Source organism: Streptomyces sp. NPDC059740 (genome assembly GCF_042733155.1).
Classification (GTDB): domain Bacteria; phylum Actinomycetota; class Actinomycetes; order Streptomycetales; family Streptomycetaceae; genus Streptomyces.
The window spans coordinates 167,761-189,671 of sequence record NZ_JBHWGP010000010.1; the positions used below are offsets into that span (position 1 = coordinate 167,761).

The 21,911-nt window shown below is 76.3% G+C and carries 22 protein-coding genes and 1 riboswitch; of the genes, 8 read left to right on the forward strand and 14 right to left on the reverse strand.

What is annotated here, in order from left to right:
• Positions 1-24 precede the first annotated feature (24 nt).
• From ACFV3R_RS15210 to ACFV3R_RS15225, 4 genes are all read right to left on the reverse strand, one after another.
• Positions 25-684, reverse strand: a complete 660-nt coding sequence (locus ACFV3R_RS15210; RefSeq protein WP_385581520.1) for an SCO2322 family protein — start codon at positions 682-684, stop codon at positions 25-27.
• Between the two features lie 62 nt (positions 685-746).
• Positions 747-2,105 carry a prenyltransferase/squalene oxidase repeat-containing protein gene (locus tag ACFV3R_RS15215; protein WP_385581524.1) on the reverse strand — a complete coding sequence of 453 codons (1,359 nt, stop codon included), beginning with the start codon at positions 2,103-2,105 and terminating at the stop codon, positions 747-749.
• Positions 2,106-2,419: 314 nt separating this feature from the next.
• A riboswitch (cobalamin riboswitch) is annotated at positions 2,420-2,485 on the reverse strand.
• Between the two features lie 112 nt (positions 2,486-2,597).
• Complete coding sequence (locus ACFV3R_RS15220) at positions 2,598-3,446, reverse strand: SAM-dependent methyltransferase (protein ID WP_385581527.1); 849 nt, start codon at positions 3,444-3,446, stop codon at positions 2,598-2,600.
• Positions 3,443-4,165 carry a TetR family transcriptional regulator gene (locus ACFV3R_RS15225; protein ID WP_385581530.1) on the reverse strand — a complete coding sequence of 241 codons (723 nt, stop codon included), beginning with the start codon at positions 4,163-4,165 and terminating at the stop codon, positions 3,443-3,445. The genes ACFV3R_RS15220 and ACFV3R_RS15225 overlap by 4 nt, the downstream gene beginning before the upstream one ends.
• Positions 4,166-4,354: 189 nt before the next feature.
• Here ACFV3R_RS15225 and ACFV3R_RS15230 point away from each other — a divergent pair, with 189 nt between their 5' ends.
• The 3 genes from ACFV3R_RS15230 to ACFV3R_RS15240 all read left to right on the forward strand — a co-directional run bounded on the left by ACFV3R_RS15230 (position 4,355) and on the right by ACFV3R_RS15240 (position 7,676).
• The gene (locus ACFV3R_RS15230; RefSeq protein WP_385581533.1) at positions 4,355-5,746 is read left to right on the forward strand and encodes a glycosyltransferase family 4 protein; all 1,392 of its coding nucleotides are present in this window, start codon (positions 4,355-4,357) and stop codon (positions 5,744-5,746) included.
• A gap of 89 nt (positions 5,747-5,835) precedes the next feature.
• The gene (locus tag ACFV3R_RS15235; RefSeq protein ID WP_385581536.1) at positions 5,836-6,612 is read left to right on the forward strand and encodes a class I SAM-dependent methyltransferase; all 777 of its coding nucleotides are present in this window, start codon (positions 5,836-5,838) and stop codon (positions 6,610-6,612) included.
• The gene (locus tag ACFV3R_RS15240) at positions 6,609-7,676 is read left to right on the forward strand and encodes a prenyltransferase (protein ID WP_385581537.1); all 1,068 of its coding nucleotides are present in this window, start codon (positions 6,609-6,611) and stop codon (positions 7,674-7,676) included. Before ACFV3R_RS15235 ends, ACFV3R_RS15240 begins: the two co-directional genes overlap by 4 nt.
• A gap of 52 nt (positions 7,677-7,728) precedes the next feature.
• Here the strand turns inward: ACFV3R_RS15240 and ACFV3R_RS15245 are convergent, their stop codons facing one another.
• On the reverse strand, positions 7,729-8,019 hold the full coding sequence (locus ACFV3R_RS15245) for a hypothetical protein (RefSeq protein ID WP_385581539.1): 291 nt from the start codon (positions 8,017-8,019) through the stop codon (positions 7,729-7,731).
• Positions 8,020-8,170: 151 nt separating this feature from the next.
• Here ACFV3R_RS15245 and ACFV3R_RS15250 point away from each other — a divergent pair, with 151 nt between their 5' ends.
• Complete coding sequence (locus ACFV3R_RS15250; protein ID WP_385581542.1) at positions 8,171-8,743, forward strand: hypothetical protein; 573 nt, start codon at positions 8,171-8,173, stop codon at positions 8,741-8,743.
• A 98-nt stretch (positions 8,744-8,841) separates the two neighbouring features.
• On the opposite strand, the gene ACFV3R_RS15255 is transcribed toward ACFV3R_RS15250, so the two are convergent.
• The 3 genes from ACFV3R_RS15255 to ACFV3R_RS15265 form a co-directional block, all read right to left on the reverse strand.
• Positions 8,842-9,777 carry a hypothetical protein gene (locus tag ACFV3R_RS15255; protein ID WP_385581544.1) on the reverse strand — a complete coding sequence of 312 codons (936 nt, stop codon included), beginning with the start codon at positions 9,775-9,777 and terminating at the stop codon, positions 8,842-8,844.
• Between the two features lie 329 nt (positions 9,778-10,106).
• Positions 10,107-10,967 carry an N-acetylmuramoyl-L-alanine amidase gene (locus ACFV3R_RS15260; RefSeq protein ID WP_385581546.1) on the reverse strand — a complete coding sequence of 287 codons (861 nt, stop codon included), beginning with the start codon at positions 10,965-10,967 and terminating at the stop codon, positions 10,107-10,109.
• Positions 10,968-11,024: 57 nt separating this feature from the next.
• The gene (locus tag ACFV3R_RS15265; protein WP_385581549.1) at positions 11,025-11,696 is read right to left on the reverse strand and encodes a class I SAM-dependent methyltransferase; all 672 of its coding nucleotides are present in this window, start codon (positions 11,694-11,696) and stop codon (positions 11,025-11,027) included.
• A 127-nt stretch (positions 11,697-11,823) separates the two neighbouring features.
• Between ACFV3R_RS15265 and ACFV3R_RS15270 the strand changes: the two genes are divergently transcribed.
• Both ACFV3R_RS15270 and ACFV3R_RS15275 read left to right on the forward strand, forming a co-directional pair.
• A complete protein-coding gene (locus ACFV3R_RS15270) occupies positions 11,824-12,666 on the forward strand; it encodes an SDR family NAD(P)-dependent oxidoreductase (RefSeq protein ID WP_385581551.1) in 843 nt (280 codons plus the stop codon).
• A 151-nt stretch (positions 12,667-12,817) separates the two neighbouring features.
• Positions 12,818-13,294 (forward strand): phospholipase, encoded by a 477-nt coding sequence (locus tag ACFV3R_RS15275; protein ID WP_385581554.1) that lies wholly within the window; start codon positions 12,818-12,820, stop codon positions 13,292-13,294.
• A 129-nt stretch (positions 13,295-13,423) separates the two neighbouring features.
• Here ACFV3R_RS15275 and ACFV3R_RS15280 read toward each other — a convergent pair whose 3' ends face one another.
• The 6 genes from ACFV3R_RS15280 to ACFV3R_RS15305 form a co-directional block, all read right to left on the reverse strand.
• Complete coding sequence (locus ACFV3R_RS15280; RefSeq protein WP_385581557.1) at positions 13,424-14,029, reverse strand: response regulator; 606 nt, start codon at positions 14,027-14,029, stop codon at positions 13,424-13,426.
• The gene (locus ACFV3R_RS15285) at positions 14,026-15,393 is read right to left on the reverse strand and encodes a sensor histidine kinase (protein ID WP_385581560.1); all 1,368 of its coding nucleotides are present in this window, start codon (positions 15,391-15,393) and stop codon (positions 14,026-14,028) included. The genes ACFV3R_RS15280 and ACFV3R_RS15285 overlap by 4 nt, the downstream gene beginning before the upstream one ends.
• Positions 15,394-15,480: 87 nt before the next feature.
• Entirely contained in the window at positions 15,481-16,218 is a 738-nt protein-coding gene (locus ACFV3R_RS15290) for an ABC transporter permease (RefSeq protein WP_385581563.1), read from the reverse strand.
• Positions 16,218-17,246, reverse strand: coding sequence for an ATP-binding cassette domain-containing protein (locus ACFV3R_RS15295; RefSeq protein ID WP_385581565.1), 1,029 nt, complete (start codon positions 17,244-17,246; stop codon positions 16,218-16,220). Before ACFV3R_RS15295 ends, ACFV3R_RS15290 begins: the two co-directional genes overlap by 1 nt.
• Before the next feature lie 299 nt (positions 17,247-17,545).
• Positions 17,546-17,719 (reverse strand): hypothetical protein, encoded by a 174-nt coding sequence (locus ACFV3R_RS15300; RefSeq protein WP_385581568.1) that lies wholly within the window; start codon positions 17,717-17,719, stop codon positions 17,546-17,548.
• Between the two features lie 118 nt (positions 17,720-17,837).
• Positions 17,838-20,027 (reverse strand): hypothetical protein, encoded by a 2,190-nt coding sequence (locus ACFV3R_RS15305; protein ID WP_385581571.1) that lies wholly within the window; start codon positions 20,025-20,027, stop codon positions 17,838-17,840.
• A gap of 238 nt (positions 20,028-20,265) precedes the next feature.
• Here ACFV3R_RS15305 and ACFV3R_RS15310 point away from each other — a divergent pair, with 238 nt between their 5' ends.
• The gene (locus ACFV3R_RS15310) at positions 20,266-21,168 is read left to right on the forward strand and encodes a Nif3-like dinuclear metal center hexameric protein (protein WP_385581574.1); all 903 of its coding nucleotides are present in this window, start codon (positions 20,266-20,268) and stop codon (positions 21,166-21,168) included.
• Positions 21,165-21,908: a zinc ribbon domain-containing protein gene (locus ACFV3R_RS15315; protein WP_385581710.1), complete on the forward strand. Its 744-nt coding sequence runs from the start codon at positions 21,165-21,167 to the stop codon at positions 21,906-21,908. Before ACFV3R_RS15310 ends, ACFV3R_RS15315 begins: the two co-directional genes overlap by 4 nt.
• The last annotated feature ends 3 nt before the right edge of the window (positions 21,909-21,911 follow it).

The following is a 21,911-nucleotide window of genomic DNA, read 5'->3' on the forward strand; positions in this document are numbered from 1 at the left end:
GTACCGCGGACCGCCGCCTCCAGGTCAGCCACGGCGGCGGCGGGCCTGCCACAGCGCCGCGGCACCCAGCACCACGACCACCGCGACGCCGCCGAGCAGCCCGGCCGACGGCCCGCCGCCCGACGCGGCGCCGCCGGCAGCCGAGGGCTTGCCGGAAGCGGTGGCCGAGGGCTCGGCCTGCCCTCCGTCACCGTCCTGCACCTGCTCGGCGCAGCCGGTCTCGGGGTAGCCCGTGACCGCGCACAGCAGCCCGGCGGAGTCGTAGCGCAGCGAGCCGGTGACCTTCTCGAGCGCGTCGGCGGCGGTGGCGTCCTTCGCCACCCGGGCGCAAGCCTGGTGGCGGGCGGGGGGCCGGCCACCGGGCGGGGCGTCGCCCGCGGTGCCGTAGTCCACCTCCACGGCGACGCGCTTGTCCCCGTCGGCCGCGGACGTGCCGGCGCAGACGGCGTCGAAGTCGGCGGCGCCGCGGGGCCGGGCCGCGTCCGCCAAGTCCGCGCCGACGGCGAACCGGAAGCCCAGCACCTCACCGTCGGCGGGGCGGGCCGTGGCAGGGCCCTCCGTCGCGTACGTCCACTTCCCGTGGTCACCCGACCAGAAGGACCAGTACCGGTAGGCCGAGGCGTGGGCGGTGCCGGCGCCGAGCAGGCTCGCGGCCACGGCGAGGAGCAGGACGAGGGCGGGCACGGCGGGCCGCGGTCCCCCCGCCGGCCCCCGCCGCCCACCGGCCGGGGCGCAGGACGCGGTACTCACAGTCGCGGGCCCTTGTTGCGGCCGCTGATCAGGAAGCCGATGCCGGCGCCCACGGCGAGGCCGACGCCGATGATCCACCAGACGTTGACGCCGCCACCGCCGGAGGACTTGGCGGCAGGCGAGGCCGAGGCGTGCGGGGCGGTGGAGGCGGGGCCGGTCGCGTCGAGCTGCTTGACCAGGTCCTGCCCGCCGAAGTGGTGCGGGTCGGCACCCACGGCGTGGGCGGCGAGCACCAGTTGCGCCCAGGCGGCCGGGCCGGCAGTGCGCGCCCACGCCACCCCGTCGTGCTCCAGCCGGGGCAGCGGCTTGCGGGCGGCCGTGGTGTGGCCGCCGGCGGCCAGGGCCAGGACGGCGGCGGCGGTGTTGCCCGGGTCGGCCTTGGGCGTCAGGCCCGGCATCCGCTGCCCGTGGGCGGCCAGGGTGCGCACGAGGTAGGCGGCACCGGCGTCCGCGGCGCGGGAGGCAGCGGCCCGGCCGCCGTCGGCCTTGCCCGCCGGCTCGTCCTCGTCCGTGCAGGACGGGGCGTGCACGGGCTCGTCGGTGCCCTTCTTCGCCGCGGGCACGGTCAGCCCGCGGCCCTCGGCGGCCAGGACGGCGGCGGTGGACGCCGACGCGTTGGGCGCGAGCTCGCCGTCCTTGGCCTGGTAGGCGAACGCGCCCCGGTCGGCGGCCGCCGCCTTGCAGCCGACCTGGAGCGCCGCCAGCGCCTGGTAGGGGGTGTGGCCGCCGGCCGTCACCTTCGCCGGGTCCTGACCGGCCGCGACGAGGGCGCCCAGGACCACCGAGACGGTGTTGGCGTCGGTCGGGCCGCCGGCCGCGGCGCCGAACCCGCCGTCCTTGTTCTGGTGCGCGCGCAGCCACCGCACGCCGTGCTGCACGGCGCCGTCGTGGTCGCCGAGCGCGGCGAGCGCCTGCACGGCGGCCGCGGTCATGTTGGTGTCACCGGGCGCCGCCTTGCCGCACGCCTTGGCGGGTTCGGCCCGGTAGGCGGGGAAGGAGCCGTCGGCGCACTGCTGCCCCAGCAGCCAGTCGACCGCGGAAGCAGCCGGCCGCCGCCCCGCGGTGTGCTCGGCCAGCAGGGCGTAGGACTGCCGCCAGACGCCGTCGTACTTCGGGTCGGCGTCACCGAACAGCCCCTCGGGCAGCTCGGGAGCCCGGGACGGGGAGGCCTCGCCCGCCGCGAGTACCCGGGAGCCCGCCCCGGATATGGCGGCGGGCGCGGCCGAGGCGGACGGTGCCGCGGCCAGGCCCGTCACCACCAGGGCGGCCAGCGCCGCGGCACAGCGGCGGACGGCCCGTGCGGCGCGGGGCGCCGGCGTCGGGACGGGGGTCGGCTCAGGAGCCTTACGGGCCATCGGGTCGGTGCCTCTCGGGTCTGCGCGGCGTGCGCGGGTCGGGGGAGCGGAGGGGACGGTGGGCCCGGGACGCGCCCGCACCGTCCGCCGCACGCCGGCCCGACTCCGGCCCGCCGCATCCCGCAGCACGGGGGGCGACGCGACGGCTCCAGCTCGGCTCCGCATGCCTCGACGGCGCCGCCTCCACGGCCGCGGTGCCGGCGGCTGCCGACGACCGGCCGGGAGGCGAAGGTCCTGGACGTGTCCGCGGGCGTTCCGGCTCGCCCGGACCAGGCGCACAGCGGAGCGGGTGGCGGCGCCGCGGGGCGCTCCCCGGTCACCGGGCGCGAACGGTCCGCGCTCACGGCTGCGGGTCAGCGCCGGAATCGCACCGGCTTCCCCCGATCGGGCACGGATGAAGTTGTCGCGCCCACTTTAACCGGCCCTCCGGCCGATCTTCCCGGGAGCCTGCCGGGCCCGCGCCGGTCCGGGCGGGCCGCGGCCCGCACCCTCTCAGCCCTCCCGCACGGCGGTGACGAACCCCGAGCCGCGGCGCCCGGAGGGCGAGGGACGGCCGTAGGCGGCGGCGATCTCCGAGCGGTCGTGGACCTGCGGCCGCCATCCGCGCCGCGCGAGCCAGGGACCCGCGTCCTCTGCCAGGCCGCCGCGCCACAGGTCGGCCAGGCCCTTCGGGCCCGCCCGGCGGGTCCCGCGCAGCAGGGGGCTGGAGCGGAAGTCGCGCGCGCCGGGGAAGGTCAGGAAGGAGCCGGGCGCCGACTGCTCGCCGAGGGCGCCCAGCAGCGCCGCGGCCTCCTCCGCGGAGAGGTACACCAGCAGGCCCTCCACCAGCCACGCCGTGGGCTGCCGTGGGTCGAACCCGGCCTCCCGCAGCGCGCCGGGCCAGTCCTCGCGCAGGTCGGCGGCGACCGTGCGGCGCTCGCAGCGGGCCACCGCGCCCTGCTCGGCCAGCACCGCCTCCTTGAAGGCCAGGACGGCGGGCACGTCGATCTCGAACAGCCGCGTCCCCTCGGGCCAGTCCAGCCGGTGCGCCCGCACGTCGAGCCCCGCCGCCGGCACCACCACCTGCCGCAGCCCCCGCTGCCACGTCGCCTCGGTGAGGCGGTCGTCGAAGAAGCGGGTGCGGATCACGATGTGGTGGGCCATGGCCCTCGCCCACCTGTCCGCCTCCGAACCGGGCTCCAAAGGCTCCGCGGGCTCCTCGGGGGCGTCGGGGTCCGCCGCCGCGGCGAGGAACGCGGCGGCGTAGGGGTCCTGGAAGAGGCGGTCGGGGCGGGTGCTCTCGGCAGCCCGGACACGGGCGACCCCCAACGCCGTCGCCGCGACGCCTCGCAGTGCGCTCACCGCTGCCCCCGCTCTCCCGCCGCCTCCGGCGTCCGCTCCGCACCCACCGCACCGGCCCCGCACCCCGGCCCGTCCGGTGCCGCCACCGTGTCGGCCAGCGTGCACACCGTACCGACGTCCTCCTCGACCTGGGCGAGCGTGGCGCGGCCGGAGAGCCACGCGATCAGCGCCGAGAGCCAGGTGTGGGTGATGACGCGGACGACCGAGGACTGCGCCGGTGTCGGCGCCCCCGACAGCCGCATCGCGTCGACGATGATCGCCGTGGTGAGCCGGATGACGGTGTCGACCTCCTCGCGGACCGAGCGGTCGGCGAAGGTCAGCGCCCGCACCATGGCGTCGGCGAGCTGCGGTTCGTCGCGCAGCGCCCGGAACGCCCGCATCAACGTCCGCGCCACCCGCGTCCCCGGCTCCGCCGAGCCGGGCGGCCGGCTGCGCAGGGTGCCGTGCAGCGTCTCCAGGCGGTCCTGCATCACCGCGACCAGCAGGTGCACCTTGGACGGGAAGTAGCGGTAGAGGGTGCCGAGCGCCACCTGCGAGGACTCGGCGACCGCCCGCATCTGCACGGCGTCGAAACCGCCCTCGGCGGCCAGTTCGGCGGTGGCCCGCAGGATGCGGCCCCGCCGCTCCCGCTGGCGTGAGTTCAGTGCGGCGGGCGCGGGTGCCGCGTGTGCGGGCGTGCGGGTCCGCCCCGGTCGCGTCGTCAACACCAGCCCCCTCATGGCTGCTCGGTCCACACCTGCGGAGCCGCCCGCCACGGCGCACCGTCCGCGACGCCCGCCGCCCCGTCCGCCGGTGCACGCCGAGCGCGGGACGGTGCGCCCCGGCCGCACCCCGCTTCTGAAACTTGTTCTAGATTAGCGCCAGCGGTTACGCTCCGGCCACAGTCGAAGCGAAGAAGGGGTCCGCGAGTGTCCGCTGAGGCCGCCGCACCGGCAGCAACTCCCCGTCCCGCCGCAACCCCGGGGGAGGTGCCCGCCGCCCCTTCGGCCGACGGCCCGCTGCGCATCGCCCTGCTCACCTACAAGGGCAACCCGTTCTGCGGCGGCCAGGGCGTCTACGTGCGCCACCTCTCCCGCGAACTGGCCCGCCTCGGCCACAGCGTGGAGGTCCTCGGCGCGCAGCCCTACCCCGTCCTGGACGAGGGCGTCACCCTCACCGAACTGCCCAGCCTCGACCTCTACCGGCAGCCCGACCCGTTCCGCACCCCGGGCCGCGAGGAGTACCGGGACTGGATCGACGCCCTGGAGGTCTCCACCATGTGGACCGGCGGCTTCCCCGAGCCGCTGACCTTCTCGCTGCGGGCCCGGCGCCACCTGGCCTCCCTGCGCGGCCGGTTCGACGTCATCCACGACAACCAGACCCTCGGCTACGGGCTGCTCGGCGGCACCGCCGCCCTGGGCGCGCCGCTGGTCACCACCATCCACCACCCCATCACCGTTGACCGCCGCCTGGAACTGGCCGCCGCCGACGGCTGGAAGCGGCGCCTGTCGGTCCGCCGCTGGTACGCCTTCACCCGCATGCAGAAGCGCGTCGCCCGCCGCCTGCCGAGCGTGCTGACGGTCTCCGGCTCCTCCCGCGACGAGATCAGCCGCGACCTGGCCGTACCGCGCGAACGCATCCACGTCGTCCATATCGGCGCCGACACCGACCTGTTCTCGCCCGACCCCGCCGTCGCCGAGGTGCCCGGCCGCATCGTCACCACCTCCAGCGCCGACGTGCCGCTCAAGGGCCTGGTGCACCTGGTCGAGGCGCTGGCCAAGGTCCGCGCCGACCACCCGCACGCCCACCTCGTCGTGGTGGGCAGGCCCGCCCACGACGGGCCCGTGGCCCAGGCCATCGAGCGGTTCGGCCTCGGCGACGCCATCCGGTTCGTCAAGGGCGTCACCGACGCCGAACTCGTCGACCTGGTGCGCTCCGCGCAGGTGGCCTGCGTGCCCTCGCTCTACGAGGGCTTCTCGCTGCCGGCCGCCGAGGCGATGGCCACGGCCACCCCGCTGGTCGCCACCACCGGCGGGGCCATACCGGAGGTCGCCGGGCCCGACGGCCGGACCTGCCTGGCCGTGCCGCCGGGTGACGCCGGTGCGCTCGCCGTGTCCCTGGGACGGCTGCTGGGCGAGCCGGACCTGCGCCGGCGCCTGGGCGCGGCCGGCCGCGAACGGGTCCTGGAGCGCTTCACCTGGCGGCGGGCGGCGATCGCCACCGCCGAGCGCTACCGCGAGGCCATCGCCCACCAGGGCGGCGCGGCCCGGGCCGGGCGCCGCCCTCTCGCCGCGGCCACCGGTGCCGACGGCACGACGTGACCCGCCCCGAACCGCCCCCCGCGGCCGACGACGCCGACCACCGAGCGACCTCCGCCAGGACGAACCCCCGGACGAAAGCGAACCCCCCCGTGCTGACCGTCGACTTCACCCGCTTCCCCCTCGCCCCCGGCGACCGCGTCCTGGACCTCGGATGCGGCGCGGGGCGGCACGCCTTCGAGTGCTACCGGCGCGGCGCGCAGGTGGTGGCCCTGGACCGCAACGGCGAGGAGATCCGCGAGGTCGCCAAGTGGTTCGCCGCCATGAAGGAGGCCGGCGAGGCCCCCGAGGGCGCCACCGCCACCGCCATGGAGGGCGACGCCCTCGCCCTGCCCTTCCCCGACGCCAGCTTCGACGTCGTCATCATCTCCGAGGTCATGGAGCACATCCCCGACGACCGGGGCGTCCTCGCCGAGATGGTGCGCGTGCTGCGCCCCGGCGGGCGGATAGCGGTCACCGTGCCCCGCTACGGGCCGGAGAAGGTCTGTTGGGCGCTGAGTGACGCCTACCACGAGGTCGAGGGCGGCCACATCCGCATCTACCGCGCCGAGCAACTCCTGGGCCGGATGCGCGAGGCGGGACTGCGCCCCTACGGCACCCACCACGCCCACGGCCTGCACAGCCCCTACTGGTGGCTCAAGTGCGCCTTCGGCGTGGACAACGACAAGGCGCTGCCGGTGCGCGCCTACCACAAGCTGCTGGTGTGGGACATCATGAAGAAGCCGCTGGCGACCCGCCTGGCCGAGCAGGCCCTCAACCCCGTCATCGGCAAGAGCTTCGTCGCCTACGCCACCAAGCCGCACGAGGCGGCCACGGGCGCGGCGGCAGCCGGAGCACCGACCGCGGCGGCCGGGGCGGGCACGGCATGACCAGCCCCGGACGCACCGAACGCCTCGTACTGCCGGGCGTGCTGACCGCGCAGGAGTCCGCGCTCACCGTCGCCGCCCTCGCCGCACAGCAGCGCACCGACGGGGCCATACCCTGGTTCCGCGGCCACCACCTCGACCCGTGGGACCACACCGAGGCCGCCATGGCGCTGGACGCCGCGGGCCACCACGACCGCGCGGAGGCCGCCTACCGCTGGCTGGCCGAGCACCAGAACGGCGACGGCTCCTGGTACGCCGCCTACGCCGACGGCGACGCATCCCGCCCCACCGACCGGGCCCGGGAGTCCAACTTCACCGCCTACGTCGCCGTCGGTGTCTGGCACCACTACCTCACCACCGGCGACGACACCTTCCTGGACCGCATGTGGCCCACCGTCTACGCCGCGGTCGAGCACGTGCTGCAACTCCAGCGCCCCGGCGGCGAGATCGCCTGGCGCCGGGACGAGGACGGCATCCCCGCCGACGGTGCGCTGCTGACCGGGTCCGCCTCCGTCCACCAGGCGCTGCGCTGCGCCCTGGCCGCCGCCGAGCACCGCGAGGAGCCGCAGCCCGACTGGGAGCTGGCCCTCGGCCAGCTCGCCCACGCGGTGCGCCGCCACCCCGAGCGGTTCCTGGACAAGTCCCGCTACTCCATGGACTGGTACTACCCGATCCTCGGCGGCGTGCTGCGCGGCCAGGAGGCCGGTGCCCGGCTGGCGGCCGGCTGGGAGAAGTTCGTCGTCCCCGGGCTCGGGGTGCGCTGCGTCCTGCCCAACCCGTGGGTCACCGGTGGGGAGAGCGCCGAACTGGCCCTGGCCCTGTGGGCGATGGGCGAGTCGGACCGGGCCGTGGACGTGCTGCGCTGGATCCGGCACCTGCGGGCGGAGAGCGGCCTGTACTGGACCGGCTACGTCTTCGAGGACGACGCGGTCTGGCCCGAGGAGCAGACGACCTGGACCGCCGGCGCCCTGCTGCTGGCCGTCGCCGCGCTCGGCGGGGACGAGGCGACCACCGCGGTGTTCGGCGGCGACCACCTGCCGACCGGCCTGGCGCCGGACTGCTGCTGACCACCGGGGCGGGGGCCGGGCGGCCCGACGGGCGGCCCGGCCCCCGCGTCCGTCAGCTGCGGCGGATGCGGCCGGCCAGGGCGTGGCCGACCAGCAGGTAGAGGACGGCCGGCAGACCGTAGTTGAGGACGGTCCGCAGCCAGTCCAGATTCATGGTGAACAGATCGCGTGACCAGCTCGCCAGCCAGTTGGCGGCGTCCTGGACGAAGCTCACCAGGTCGTTGGCCCGGTTGGCGTCGAGCAGGTACATCACGATCCACAGGCCGAGGATCACAGCCGTGACGTCGGCGATGATGCGGACGACCGTGGCCGCCCCGTTGTTGCCGTACCTGTGCGTTGACATGGACATCGTATTGCCCCGTCGGGGTCGCTCAAACGGCCCAGTGCCGGGCCCCGGCGTCCCCCCGAACGGCCCACGGCGGATGCGACGGCGACCGGCCCGAAGGACGCTGCGACGGAACCGACTTTCCCACCGCGCAGCCGGAGGCAGTCCCGTGTTCCTCTCCCTCACACCGATCCGGCGAGCCGTCCTCGCGCTCGTCCTCACCAGTACTCTCACGTTCGGCCTGGCCGCCTGCGGCGGCAGCAACCACGCCGCCCGGCCGGCGAAGGAGACCGCTGCCGCGGCGGCCGCCCCCTCACCGTCCACCTCGGCCGAGAAGGTGAAGTTCGCCAAGACGAAGTTCGTGGCGAACGCCGGTCTGGCCGCGGGCGCCACCTACCAGTGGATCGTCAAGCCCTACCGCGCCGGCAAGTTCAAGAAGGGCGCCGACGGCCGCACCTTCGCCCTCGTCAAGGCGGGCCTGGCCGGCGCCTTCACCTACAACCGGCTCAAGGCCGCGATCAAGGACGCCAAGGGCGACCCCACGCTCTCCAAGGCCGTCGCTCCGCTGACCGCCGGCGTCAACAAGCTCAAGGAGCTCGGCTCCAAGCTCCGCAAGGGCGACGCCGACAAGGGCGACATCGACTCCTTCAAGGACACCATCAACGACATGAAGAAGGCCGGCAAGGAAGCGGGCGTCGACGTCAAGAACAAGGTGCCCTCCACCTCCGACCTCGGAAGCTGAGCCGGGGCTGCGACCCGGCCGCGGCCGGGACGCGACGACGGCCCTCCCGCGGCGTACGCGGGAGGGCCGTCGTCACGCGGCCGGCGGGGCGTGCGGGGTCAGCCCCGCTGGATGCCGGTGGTGTCCTGGAGGACGCCGCGGCGACCGTCCTGCGTCTGGGCCACCAGGGCCGCACCCCGCTGGTCCACCGCGAGGTACCAGGTGCCCGGCGCCAGCTCGGCGATCGGCGCCGGGGAACCGTCCTCGCCGTACAGCGGGCGCTGCACCGGAACGGCGAACCAGAACGGAGCGAACTCGGCGCCGCCCTGCCCGCCCGCGGTCGGCGTCGGCTGCGCGCCGCCGGCGGTACCGCCCTGCGGCTGCTGCGCCTGGGCCGGCTGCGGCTGCTGCTGCGCCTGCGCGCCGTACTGCTGCTGACCGGAGAACTGGCCCTGGGCCGCGGGCTGCTGGCCCTGCTGCGGGCCGCCCGGGTAGCCGTACCCGGCGCCCGGCTGCTGGCCCTGGACGCCCGGGTAGCCCTGCTGCGGGCCGCCGGGGTAGCCGTACCCGGCACCCGGGCCGGCGCCGTAGGGGCCGGCGGGCTGCGGGCGGGGCGCGGCGACGAGGGCGGCCTGGAGGGCGGGGACGCGGGGGGAGAGCACTGCGGCGGCTGCGGCGACCAGCGCCAGCAGCAAGGAGATCCAGGCACCCCAGGCCGGGCTGGCGCCGTCCTGGCCGGCGCGGATCAGGACGCTCCAGACGGCCGACCAGCCGGAGAACACCGCCAGGGCCGTGGCCCACTGCGGAAGGGTCAGACCGGCGAAGGAGCGCTGGGTGGGCTGCGAACGGGCGAGGACGAACAGCGCGGCGGCGAGGAGCGCCGGCAGGTGGACCGTCTCGGCCGCCGGGGCCACGGCGCTGTTCCACGCGCTGACCGAGTATGCCGCGCCGTTGTAGAGGTCGGCGCTGAGGAACGGCAGGAAGGAGAAGATCAGCAGCAGCACGCCTGCGCCGATCACCACGCCGTCGCCTCGCGTGAGAGAGCGGATGTTCACGAAATGTCCTTTGTCGGTCGGTCGTTCTCTACGTGTCGACGGGCCGGCTCTCGTTGCCGTCCCTCTCGCCGTCCTGCCGCCACCGTCACACCGTCGGCCGCGCGGTGGCCCCATCGTAAGGGTGAACCTACCGTCGCCAGGGAGGGGACGTCTCCTCGGTGGCCGATGCCCGCAGGGCACCGTGCCGGAACGGCCACGTCCGTCAAAACGCCTGCTGGGCGCGGTGGTCACCGCCGTCGCGCGCCTCACCTCGCGGCAACCGAAGCGGTGTTGACGCCGAATCGGGCGGACCGGCGGCGGCCGGCACCGCCCAAAGTCTCACGAAGGTCTCACGAACCCCCGTGCAGGAACTTGGTCAGACCGGCAGCGATGCCGCGGGCCGCCCGCTGCCGCCAGCCGGCCGAGGTGAGCCGCCGCGCGTCCTGCGGGTCGCGCATGTTGCCGCACTCGACGAAGACCTTCGGCACCGTGGAGAGGTTGAGTCCGCCCAGGTCCGTGCGGACGTCGAGCCCCGAGCCGCCGGCGACGTAGTCCGCCCGCGGCTCACCGGTCGCCGCTTCGAACCGGGTGGCCAGCGTCTCGCCCAGGGCGCGGGAGGGGGCGGTGATCGCGGCGGTGTCGGCGCGGCCGGCCCGCACCCGCCCCGGGGCGATCACATGGAAGCCGCGGTGGCCCGCCGGGGCGCCGTCGGCGTGCACCGAGACCGCGGCGTCCGCGTGCACCCGGTTGCCGGCCGCCGCCCGCGCGTCCACGCACGGGCCGTAGGGCCGGTCGCCGTCCTGGGTGAGCACCACCCGCGCGCCCTCCGCCCGCAGCAGCCGACGGGCCCGCCGGACGACGTCGAGCGTGAACTCCGCCTCGGCGTAACCGCCGTCGGTCCCGGTGCCCGCGGTGTCGCAGGGCTTGCGGCCGTTGCCCACGTCGACGAGGCGGTTGATCTGCGCCGCACGGCCGGCGTTGTGCGGGTTGTGCCCGGGATCGAGCAGGATCACCCGGCCCGCCAGCGGCTCACCGGAGCCCTTCCCCGCGGGCGCCGAGGACGCGTGCGAGGGTGCTCCGCCAGCCGGCGCGCGTCCGTCAACGACCCCGCCGCAGCCGGCCGTCCCCGCCAGCAGGCCGGCGACCACCACCAGCGCGAGCCTCGGGGGGACGGAGGGGCGGCGGGAGCGCGGGGCGGTACGAGGTGGCACGCGGGCGATGCTAACCAGCGCAGGTGAACGCGGCGCCCCCGGGCCGACCGGGACCGCTCACAGGCCCGGCCCGGTACGGCGCAGCACCCGCAGGGAGCGGCAGCCCGCCGCCTCCTCCTCGGCGAACGCGCCGGAGTCCAGCGCCCGCCGGTAGACGCGGTACGGAGCCTGCCCGCCGTCGGCCGGGTCGGGGAAGACGTCGTGGACGACGAGCAGACCGCCCTCGGCCAGGTGCGGGGCCCAGCCCTCGTAGTCGCCCCCGGCGTGCTCGTCGGTGTGCCCGCCGTCGACGAACACCAGCCCCACCGGCCTTCCCCACGCCGCCGCGGCCTGCGGCGAGCGCCCCACCAAAGCCAGCACGTGCTCCTCCAGACCCGCGGCGTGCAGGGTGCGCCGGAACGTCGGCAGGGTGTCCATACGGCCCACGACGGGGTCGACCAGCTCCGGGTCGTGGTACTCCCAGCCGGGTTGCTGCTCCTCGCTGCCGCGGTGGTGGTCGACGGTGACGGCGAGCACCCCCGCCGCCCGGGCCACCTCGGCCAGCAGGATCGTGGAGCGCCCGCAGTAGGTGCCGACCTCCACCAGCGGCAGGCCCAGCCCGGCGGCCCGGACGGCCGCGGCGTGCAGGGCGAGGCCCTCGTCCACGGGCATGAACCCCTTGGCCGACTCGAAGGCGGCAAGGACGTCGGGGGCGATCTCCCGGACGGCGGCGTCGTGGGGGGCTGTCATGGCGCTCGGCCTTCGCTGCTCGGGTACGGAAGGCCCGGACGGCACCTCCGTACCGGATGGTAACGAGCCGTCCCGGCGCCCCGCGACGGCCCGCCCGCCCCGGGGGACCGGCTGCGAGGATGAGGCCATGTCCGACTCCAGCGCCCCCGCCGCGTCCGTCCCCGCCCCGCCCCCGCAGCCGTCCCCCGCGGTGCCGCCCGGCGAGGGCTTCCCCGCCACCGGCCGCCGGGTGCTGGTCACCGGCGCCTCCCGCGGCATCGGCCGGGCGCTTGCCCGGGCCTTCGCCGCCAACGGCGACCGGGTGGCCGTCCACCACGGCTCCCGCCGCGAGGACGCCGCCGCCACCCTCGCCTCGCTGCAGGGCGAGGGGCACCTGCTGGTCGGCGCCGACCTGTCCGAGGCGGCCCGGGCCGCGGACCTCGTCGACGAGGTGGTGACGGTCTTCGGCGGCGTCGACGTGGTCGTCAACAACGCCGCGGTCAACATCGCGCACCCGCCCGCGAGCACCTCCTTCGCCGGCTGGACCGCGGCCTGGGACCGCCACGTCGCCGTGAACCTGCTGGCCACCGCACACGTCAGCCACCGCGCCGCCCACCACATGATCGAGCAGGGTGGTGGCGGGCGCATCGTCAACGTCGGCTCGCGCGGCGCCTTCCGCGGCGAACCCGACCACCCCGCCTACGGCGCGACGAAGGCCGCGGTCCACGCGCTCGGCCAGTCCCTCGCCCTCGCCCTCGCCCCGCACGGCATCGCGGTGGCCTCCGTCGCACCGGGCTTCGTCGCCACCGAGCGGGTCGCCGACCGGCTGGCCGGCGAGGCGGGCGCGCGCCTCGCCGCGCAGAGCCCGTTCGGCCGGGTGGGCCGCCCCGAGGAGATCGCGGACGCCGTGCTGTGGCTCGCCTCGCCCGGTGCGCAGTGGTCCTCGGGGACCGTGCTGGACCTCAACGGGGCGTCCTACCTCCGCACTTGAGGAGCCGGTCGCGGGGAGTGGGACGGGTGGGGCGGCAGTTCCCTCCCCGGACCGTCGTGTTCACGCCAAATTTGTGTCGGGTGTCTGTCCCCACCGGACCCCGGCCCGCGAATCTTGGGCGGTCGAACCCCCCAACTCGCGGAGGCACACTGTGCGTCGACGTCTCGCCGTCCTTCTCACCACCGTCCTGCTGGGCCTCGCCGGGGCCCTGCTGCCCGCCACCGGAGCCTGGGCCGCCCCCGCTGACAAGGCGCAGGTGCTCAGCAGATGGACCCAGACCAGCGCGGCGAGCTACAACGAGTGGCTCGCCGCCGACCAGAACCAGTCCGCCTGGTCCTCCTACGGTTTCGACTGGTCCACCGACTACTGCTCCACCTCGCCGGACAACCCCTTCGGCTTCCCCTTCAAGACCGCCTGCGCGCGCCACGACTTCGGCTACCGCAACTACAAGGCGGCCGGCACCTTCGACGCGAACAAGGCGCGCCTGGACAACATGCTCTACGCCGACCTGGAGCGGGTCTGCGCCGGCTACTCGGGTGCCACCAAGAGCTCCTGCGACGCGACGGCGTGGACCTACTACCACGCCGTCGACATCTTCGGCTTCGCCCCGGCCGGCGTCACCGGCTGACCCGCCCCGCCCCCTTCCGGCCCGGTACGGGGCACCACCGGCCGGAAGGGACCGCCGGCGGTCCGCAGGAGACCCGCGGGACGCGGTGGACCCCGCTCCGGGGCCTCCGCGTCCCCCGTCGACCGGTGCTCACAGCCAGCCGTTCTGGCGGGCCGTCCGCACCGCCTCCATCCGGTTGCGGGTGCCGGTCTTGCCGATGGCGGCGGAGAGGTAGTTGCGGACCGTGGCCTGCGAGAGGTGCACCCGGCCGGCGACGTCCGCCACCGTCGCCCCGTCGGCCGCGGCGTTGAGCACGTCACGCTCCCGCGGCGTCAGCGGGTTGGGGCCCGCGCTGAGGGCCGCCGCCGCCAGCGCCGGGTCGATCACCCGCTCCCCGGCCAGCACCCGCCGGATCGCAGCCGCCAGCTCCTCCACCGGGCCGTCCTTGACGAGGAAGCCGCTCGCCCCGGCCTCCATGGCCCGCCGCAGATAGCCGGGGCGGCCGAAGGTGGTGAGGATCAGCACCCGGCAGTCGGGCACCGCGGTGCGCAGGTCGGCCGCCGCGTCCAGCCCGCTGCGGCCCGGCAGTTCGATGTCCAGCAGGGCCACGTCGGGGCGCGCGTCCACCGCGGCGCCCACGATCGCGTCACCCGTCGCCACCTGGGCGACGACCTCCATGTCGGCTTCCAAGCCGAGCAGCAGCGCGAGCGCGCCCCGCATCATGCCCTGGTCCTCGGCCAGGAGGATCCTCGTCACCGTGCCACCCTTCCGTCGTCCGGGCCGCCCTGCCCGTCATCCGCCGCACCCGCACCCACTCCCGTGGCCCGGCCCGCATCCGAGTCGGCCACCGCGTCCACGGGCAGCTCCGCCACCAGCCGGAAGCCACGCCGGCCGTCCGCACCGGTCACCAGCGAGCCGCCCGCGGCGGCGAGCCGTTCCGTCAACCCCTTCAGCCCCGTGCCGCCCACCGGCTGCCGGGCGCCGGCACCGCCGGACGGGTCCCCCGCGCCGCCGGACGAGGATACGGGGCCGTCTCCGTCGTCGGTGACCGACAGCCGCGCCAGGTCCTCCGAGACGCGCACCTCGATCTCGCAGCGCGCCGCGCCACTGTGCCGGACGGTGTTGGTGACCGCCTCGCGCACCACCCAGCCCAGCAGCGCCTCGGTCTGCGGCGGCATCGGCGGGCCGGAGCGCCGCACCTCCGGCGCGATCCCCGCCGCCTCCAGGGCCGAGGTGGCACGGTCCAGTTCGATGGACAGGCCGCCCTCCCGGTACCCGCTGACCGCCTCCCGGATCTCGGTGAGCGCCTGCCTGCCCACGGCCTCGATGTCCGCCGCCTGCGCCAGCGCCTCGGTCAGACGGGTCGGCGCCAGCCGCCGCACCGCCTCCGCCTTCACCACCACCACGGAGAGGGTGTGGCCCAGCAGGTCGTGCAGGTCCCGGGAGAAACGCAGCCGCTCCTTCTCCACGGCCGTACGGGCCAGTTCCTGCCGCGTCGACTCCAGCTCCCGGATCGTGTCGAAGAGCCGGAGGATGGCGGCGGTCACCGCCCCGGAGATGAACGTGCCGTAGCCGATCCCCACGGCCTCCCAGGCCCCCTGCCGGCTGCCCGTGATCGCCCCCGCCGAACCGGCGATCACCATCAGCCAGATCATGAACGGCCGGCCCTGCAGCCGCCGCACCGTCCCCGAGGCCAGGGACAGCAGCGGGAAGAACAGCAGCCAGTTGGAGCCGAAGCCGAGCGCCACCGCGTAGGTGACCACCGTCAGGAGCGCGAGGGCGTACACCGGCGTCCTGCTGTCACGGCGCCGCACGTCGAAGGAGACGAAGACCACCGTGACGTAGAGGGAGTTGAAGGCCAGCAGGGCCAGTCCGCCCAGCCACGGGTTCCCGCGCCCCTGGATCAGGTGGGACAGCGCCCCCAGCCCCATGAACAGCCAGGGCAGGAAGGTGGTGCGCGTCGGTCCCCGGTCCTGGAGGAACCCGACCGGCGACGTCCGCTCGCACCGTTTCCCCGCGGAGCGCCGCCGGCGCCACCACCCGCCCGGTCCGCGGCCCGGCCCGTCCTTCTCGGCCCTCCCGGCCGCCGGGGCCTCCCGTGCCCTCATCTCCTCGCTCACCGCGCCCACTCCTCGCTCACCCGTCGTTGCCTCACTGCCGCGTCCCCGTCCTGCCCGGCCACCACTGCCGCGCCGCCACCCGTCGCCTCACACCGTGCGTGCAGCTCGACGGTAGGCGTAGAGCGCATAGCCGCCGAACACCGCGAGCCAGGCCAGGAGCACCGCCACCGTCGCCGCTCCCGGGACCCGGCCGCTGGTCACGCTCCACCCGAGATCGCCGAAACGGTTGGCCGGCGTCCAGCGCGAGAGGGTGGCGAGCCAGCCGGGGAACGCCTCGGCGGGGAACCACAGCCCCCCGAGGATCGAGAGCAGGATCATGCACCCGGCGTTGACCACCCCCGCCGACTGGGACGAGAGCCGGTACCCGTTGCCCAGGCCCAGCAGGGTGAACGGCAGCGTGCCCAGCCAGAGCAACCCCACCAGCGCCACCCACTGCCAGGCGGCCAGCGCCACGTGGTTGACGAGCGCGCCCACCACGAGCACCGCAAGGATCGCCGGCAACACCGTCACCACGCCCGTCAGGCCCCGCCCGACCACCACCTGCGCGGGGCGCAGCGGTGTGACCCGCAACTGGCGCAGCCAGCCCAGGCTCTTGTCCTCGGCGACCCCGGTGCCGACCGACAGCGCCGCGCCGAGCGCACCGTACGCCGCCATGCCGACCATCGCCGAGACCCGCCACGGCGCCGAGTCCGCGTCGGCGCCGGCCCCGATGTGGGTGAACAGCACGTACATCAGCACCGGCATCCCGATGCCGAAGACGGTGAACGACCGGTCCCGCAGCGCCCGGCGGACCTCCAGCCGGACGTAGGAGAGGAGAGCGGACATCACACGGCTCCTTCGGTGAGGGACGGACGGGAGGGGGTGGACGGGCCCGGTCCGCCTGCGGCCGGGCGAGGCGGCGGCAGGGTGCCGGCGGTGTCCTCGGAGCTGCCGGGGCCGTCCGGGTCGTCGGTGCCGTCTGCGGTGAGGGCCAGGAAGGCGTCCTCCAGGCTGGCCGGGGCGACCCGCAGCCGCCGCACCAGCCCCCGGTCGGCCAGCGCCAGCACCGTCGCGTCGGAGTCCGCGCTGCGCAACCGCACCCGTGCCCCGCGCACCGTCACCGAGGTCACCCCGGCAAGCTCCCGCAGCCCCGGCGGCGGGCCGTCCGCCGCCTCGAAGGAGACCAGCGAGCCGCCGACCGACTGCCGCAGCGCCTCGCCCGAACCGTCGGCCACCACCCGGCCCCGGTGGACGACGACGATCCGGTCGGCGTTCTCCTCGGCCTCCTCCAGGTAGTGGGTGGAGAACAGCACCGTGTTGCCGCGTCCGGCGTAGGCCCGCAGCGCCCCCCAGAACGCGCGTCGCGCCTCCACGTCCAGCGCTGCGGTCGGCTCGTCCAGGACGACCAGTTCGGGGTTGCCCACCAGCGCCGTCGCGAACCGGACGCGCTGCGCCTGGCCGCCGGAGAGCCGGTCCACCCGCCGGTCGGCCAGATCGCTCAGGCCCGCAAGACGCAGCGCCTCGGCCACGCCCATGGGACGCGGGTAGGTGTCGGCGACGAAGCCGACCAACTCCCGCACGGTGACCCGCGGCACTGGCCGGCCGTCCTGGAGCATGGCCCCGACCCGGCCGGCCGCCACGGCGCGTTCCGGGGTGTCGCCGAAGAGGGTCACCTCGCCCCGGGTGGGCGGGAGGAGGCCGAGCAGCATGCTGAGGGCGGTGGACTTCCCGGCCCCGTTGCGGCCGAGCAGTGAGACCGTCTCGCCGCGGGCGATGCGCAGGTCCAGTCCGTCGACCGCGCGCACCGCGCCGAAGGTGCGGTCGACGCCGGAGAAGACCACCGCGGGCGGGCCGCCGAGCGTGTTCGTCGTCATACTCAGGACGCTACGGAGTGCGCGACGGCGGGGGCAGAGGCTTATGTGGCGGCCGCACCGTGACAAATGTCAGTGGACCGCCGGGGGCGGGACGGCCGCGGGAACAAGGGGTGGGCGGGGGAGTGCGGCGGGGACGGACGTGCACCGCCGCATGACGGCGGAGGCCCGGGGGCGGTCGCGGGATCACGTGCCGGCACACGCGCACCGCCCCTTCCGGCGCGTTCGGTGAGGCCGGGAGGGGCGGTGCGGGTCCCGGTCACCGGCAGTCGAGGAGAGTGCCCGGGGAGGAGCGGTACGGCTCAGGCGGCCCGGGAGTCGCCCTGCGCCGGACGGCGGTGGCGGCCGTGGGCCGCCCCGTCACCGTCGTTCGGTGCCGCGGGACCACGGTGCCTGCCAGGCCCGGTGTCCTCGGCGCTCTGCGCGGACGCCTCCTGCGGGCGCGCCTCGGTCGTGTCGGTTCGGGCTTCGGACATGAGAGAAGTCACTCCGTCAAATCGCTTGCACTGTACGCGTCGGGACCGCAGCGGCGTCACCTTGGGTGGCCGGGTCAATCGGATGCGTAGCCCCCGGCGCTCAGTCTATCGGCGGCCTTCACACGGCTCCACCGAGCCTCCGGCGCCCCACCGGTACCTGGACGCGCACCGAGTGCGTGCGGTCCCCCGGGTCCCGTGGGCCTCTCATACCTACGGTGCGCGACCCCGCCGGCGCAACCGCGATTCCACGGCTCGGCATCCCGGCCGGGACAAGGGTGCCCGCGAAGGAGGTGGGCGAGACGTGGGAGGGGAAGGGCGCGGCGCCGAGAACACCGAGGCCGGCGCGGGCGGCGGGCGGCGGCCCGACAGGGGGCAGCCGGGGAGCGGCCGGGAGACCAGCGGCCGGACGGGCAACCGGAGGGCCGGTCGTCGGCCGTGCCGGGGCCGCCGCGGAGGGTGTGGGGGACGGCATGCGGGGGGTGCGGCCCCGGGGGGCCGGGGGCGCGGCGGACGGTGGCGCGGTCATCGGCGGCTCGGCCGCCGGTGAGGTGGCGCCGGGGGCGACCGCCGGGGCCGGCGGAGCGGTGGCTGCCGGAGCGGGGGGCGCCGGGGTGGCGCGGACCGGCCCGGCCGAGGCGGCGACCGCGGCGGGTGGGCGGTGGTCCGGGCGCTGGTTGCGGCGGCGCAGGGCGGCGAGCGGTGACTGCTGGAGCGGTACGGGTCGCCCGGCGGCGACGGCAGCCGGGGCTCCCGGCCGCCCCTCGGCCCCGCCCTCCTCGGCCGCGGGTCCGGCCTGACCGGGGACGGGACCGGCCTGCGCGGTCGGCCGCCGGGCCCCGGACGGGGCGGTCTCCGCCCACGCTCCGCCGGCGCCGGTACCCGCCCCGGCCGCCGGGTGGACGGTGCCGGGGGCGGAGCCGGTGGCCGGGCCCCCCTGCGTGCCCCGGGGCCGCGCGGACGGCGCCGTCGACGCGGCCCTCGGGCCTGGGGCCTCCGGCGCGAGATGCGGCACGGCCAACGTGGCGACGGCGCAGGGCTGTTGCGGGCCCGTGCAGGGCAGCCTGAGGTCACCCTGCGGCGTCCACAGCCCGGTGCCGGCCAGCCAGCCGCGCGGTGCGGGGAGGCGCAGCAGCCGACGCCATTCCGGGCGCCACACGGCCAGCCCGGAGCCCCCTGCCCCTGTGGTTTCGACGCGGAAGGCGACCGCGCAGCCCTCCGGGGCGAGCACTCGCCCCGGCTGCGAGGCGAACGGCGTCAGCCGCACCCCGTCGGCGGGGGCCAGGCACTCGGGGAAGCGGACCGGCCGGGTGCCGCCGAGGACACCCCACCCCAGCCGCTCCTGACCGGGGGCGTCCGAGCGCAGCAGGAGCAGGCCGCTGTCCGGGTCCGCCAGCAGCAGCCGGTCCTCGCTCTCCGCGGTGAGCTCCAGCAGCGGCCCGGCGGTGCCGGCGGGCACGTCCAGGGCCACGGCCTTGGTCCGGCCCGCGCACCGCTGGTTGAGGGCGAGCAGCCGTCCCTCCCGGTCCAGCCAGACGCCGCCCTCACAGACCCCCGGCACCTGGGCCACCCGCCGCGGGCCCGAGAGCCCGTCGCACACCTCCCACACCGTGCTGTCCCGGCCGTCGGTCGTCACCGCGTGCACCCGCAGGCCGTCCGGGCAGGGGAGGAGCAGCACCGGGTCCCCGGCCTCCGCGGGCAGCGCGCCGAGCGCCACCTCGCCGGTGCCCGGCCCGGTCGGGTAGAGCAGGACGAAACGGCGGTGGCCGGCCACCACGCGGCACACCAGTACCCGGCCGTCGGCCAGCGGCACCAGGCTGCTGTCCGGTTCCTCGGGCTGGCCCTGGCGCAGCGAGACGGCGTAGGGCTCCGGGCCGTCCAGCGTCCACCGCTCGGGGAACCACGCGCCCGAGCCCGCGTCCTGCCGCAGCCGCGCGGCGTACGAGCCGTCCGCGGCCAGGCTCACCGCGCCGGGCAGCGGACGGGGGCCGACGCGGTGGGCGGGCCCGCCCCCGGTGGCCGCGGGCGGCACGGCGCGCCCCGTCCTGGCCGCACCCGCGGGGAGGCTCCCCCCGGCCGGCTCGCCCACGTCGCCCGGGGCGCTCGGGCCGTCCGGGGTGACCTCCTCGCCCGGGGCGCCCACGCCGTCCGGGGCGGCCCCGTCCGTCGGAGCACCCGCGCCTCCCCGGGGGCCGGCCCCGGGCGCCTGCCGCAGTGGTACCGCCCGGTCGGCCTCCCGGGCCGCCGACGCGACCGGCCCCGCCGGGTCGGACCCGGCGCGGGGAGCACCGTCGGTGATACAGAGCGTCATGAGTGGGTCACCTCCTGTCAGGAGGAGAAGCTAGTTTTCGCACTTCCTGGCGAACAACGTCCGTAGGCCTGCTTCACGCGTAAGGGTGGCCGTCCGCGGATTCGCCTGCGCCTCAGAAGGCGCATGTGCATGAGCGAACGGACGGTGGGCCGGTCGCGCCCGGCGCACTGCACGGCCCCGGGGCGGACAGGGCGCCGGGCTGGCCACGGCACCAGGCGTGAGAGGTAACCTTCCCCCCGTGCCCGCACTGTCTGAAGTCATCTCCGCGCTCGACGCCCTGTGGCCCCCCGAGCGGGCCGAGGGGTGGGACGCCGTGGGCACCGTCTGCGGCGACCCGGACGCCCCCGTGCGCACGGTCCTCTTCGCCGTCGACCCCGTCCAGGAGATCGCCGACGAGGCGGTGCGGCTCGGCGCCGACCTGCTGGTCACCCACCACCCCCTCTACCTGCGGGGCACCACCACCGTCGCCGCGTCCACCTTCAAGGGGCGGGTGGTGCACACCCTCATCCGCAACGGTGTCGGCCTGCACGTCGCGCACACCAACGCCGACACCGCCGACCCCGGTGTCTCCGACGCCCTCGCCGCCACCCTGGAACTGCGGGTGCTCGGCCCGCTCGTCGCCGACCCGGCCGACGAGGCGGGCCGCCGGGGCCTGGGACGCGTCTGCGAGCCGCCGCACCCCATGACCCTCGCCGAGTTCGCCGCGCACGCCGCGGAACGCCTGCCCGCCACGGCGCAGGGTGTCCGCGTCGCCGGCGACCCCGACCGCCCGCTCACCCGCATCGTGGTCTCCGGCGGCTCCGGCGACAGCCTCTTCGACCACGTCCGCGCCGCCGGCGCCGACGCCTTCCTCACCGCCGACCTGCGCCACCACCCGGCCTCCGAGGCGACCGAACGCAGCCCGCTCGCGCTCCTGGACGCCGCCCACTGGGCCACCGAGTGGCCCTGGTGCACCCAGGCCGCCGCACAGCTCGACCAGATCTCCGACCGCCACGGCTGGGGCCTGCGCACGCACGTCTCCCGTACGGTCACCGACCCGTGGACCGCCCACGTCGCGTCCACCACGGACACCCCCGCCGCCCCCCGGACGCCCGCCCCCGGCCCCCCGTCCGGGCCCGATTCACCAGGAGCCCCCCGCTGAACGCCGCGCCCGCCGACCAGATCCGCCTCCTCGACGTCCAGGCACTCGACCTCCGGCTCACCCAGCTCGCGCACCGGCGGAGCAACCTGCCCGAACTCGCCGAGATCCAGACCCTCCAGCAGGACCTCACCCAGCAGCGCGACCTGCTGATCGCCGCGCAGACCGAGGAGAGCGACACCGCCCGGGAGCAGACCAAGGCCGAGGGCGACGTCGACCAGGTCCGCCAGCGCGCCGCCCGCGACCAGAAGCGGCTGGACTCCGGCGCCGTGACCTCCCCGAAGGACCTGGAGAACCTCCAGCACGAGATCGCCTCCCTGGCCCGCCGCCAGGCCGACCTGGAGGACGTCGTCCTGGAGGTCATGGAGCGCCGCGAGTCCGCCCAGCAGCGCGCCGCCGAACTCACCGAGCGGGTGCAGTCGGTGCAGGCCAAGGCCGACGAAGCCGCCGCCCGCCGGGACGCCGCCTACGCCGAGATCGACGCGGAGGTCGCCACCGTCTCCAAGGAGCGGGAGCTGACCGCCGCCGACATCCCCGCCGACCTGCTGGCCCTCTACGAGAAGCTGCGCGGTCAGCAGGGCGGCGTGGGCGCGGCCCGCCTCTACCAGCGCCGCTGCGAGGGCTGCCGCCTGGAGCTGAACATCACCGAGGTCAACGACGTGCGGGCCGCCGCCGCCGACGCCGTCGTGCGCTGCGAGAACTGCCGCCGCATCCTCGTCCGCACCCCCGACTCGGGCCTGTAGGCC

What these genes read in the sequence shown, in the direction of transcription:
- ACFV3R_RS15215 (WP_385581524.1), bottom strand. Translation starts at nt 2,105, where the DNA reads ATGGCCCGTAAGGCTCCTGAGCCGACCCCCGTCCCGACGCCGGCGCCC.
- ACFV3R_RS15225 (WP_385581530.1), bottom strand. Translation starts at nt 4,165, where the DNA reads ATGAGGGGGCTGGTGTTGACGACGCGACCGGGGCGGACCCGCACGCCC.
- ACFV3R_RS15240 (WP_385581537.1), top strand. Translation starts at nt 6,609, where the DNA reads ATGACCAGCCCCGGACGCACCGAACGCCTCGTACTGCCGGGCGTGCTG.
- ACFV3R_RS15245 (WP_385581539.1), bottom strand. Translation starts at nt 8,019, where the DNA reads ATGTCAACGCACAGGTACGGCAACAACGGGGCGGCCACGGTCGTCCGC.
- ACFV3R_RS15265 (WP_385581549.1), bottom strand. Translation starts at nt 11,696, where the DNA reads ATGACAGCCCCCCACGACGCCGCCGTCCGGGAGATCGCCCCCGACGTC.
- ACFV3R_RS15270 (WP_385581551.1), top strand. Translation starts at nt 11,824, where the DNA reads ATGTCCGACTCCAGCGCCCCCGCCGCGTCCGTCCCCGCCCCGCCCCCG.
- ACFV3R_RS15290 (WP_385581563.1), bottom strand. Translation starts at nt 16,218, where the DNA reads ATGTCCGCTCTCCTCTCCTACGTCCGGCTGGAGGTCCGCCGGGCGCTG.
- ACFV3R_RS15295 (WP_385581565.1), bottom strand. Translation starts at nt 17,246, where the DNA reads ATGACGACGAACACGCTCGGCGGCCCGCCCGCGGTGGTCTTCTCCGGC.
- ACFV3R_RS15300 (WP_385581568.1), bottom strand. Translation starts at nt 17,719, where the DNA reads ATGTCCGAAGCCCGAACCGACACGACCGAGGCGCGCCCGCAGGAGGCG.
- ACFV3R_RS15305 (WP_385581571.1), bottom strand. Translation starts at nt 20,027, where the DNA reads ATGACGCTCTGTATCACCGACGGTGCTCCCCGCGCCGGGTCCGACCCG.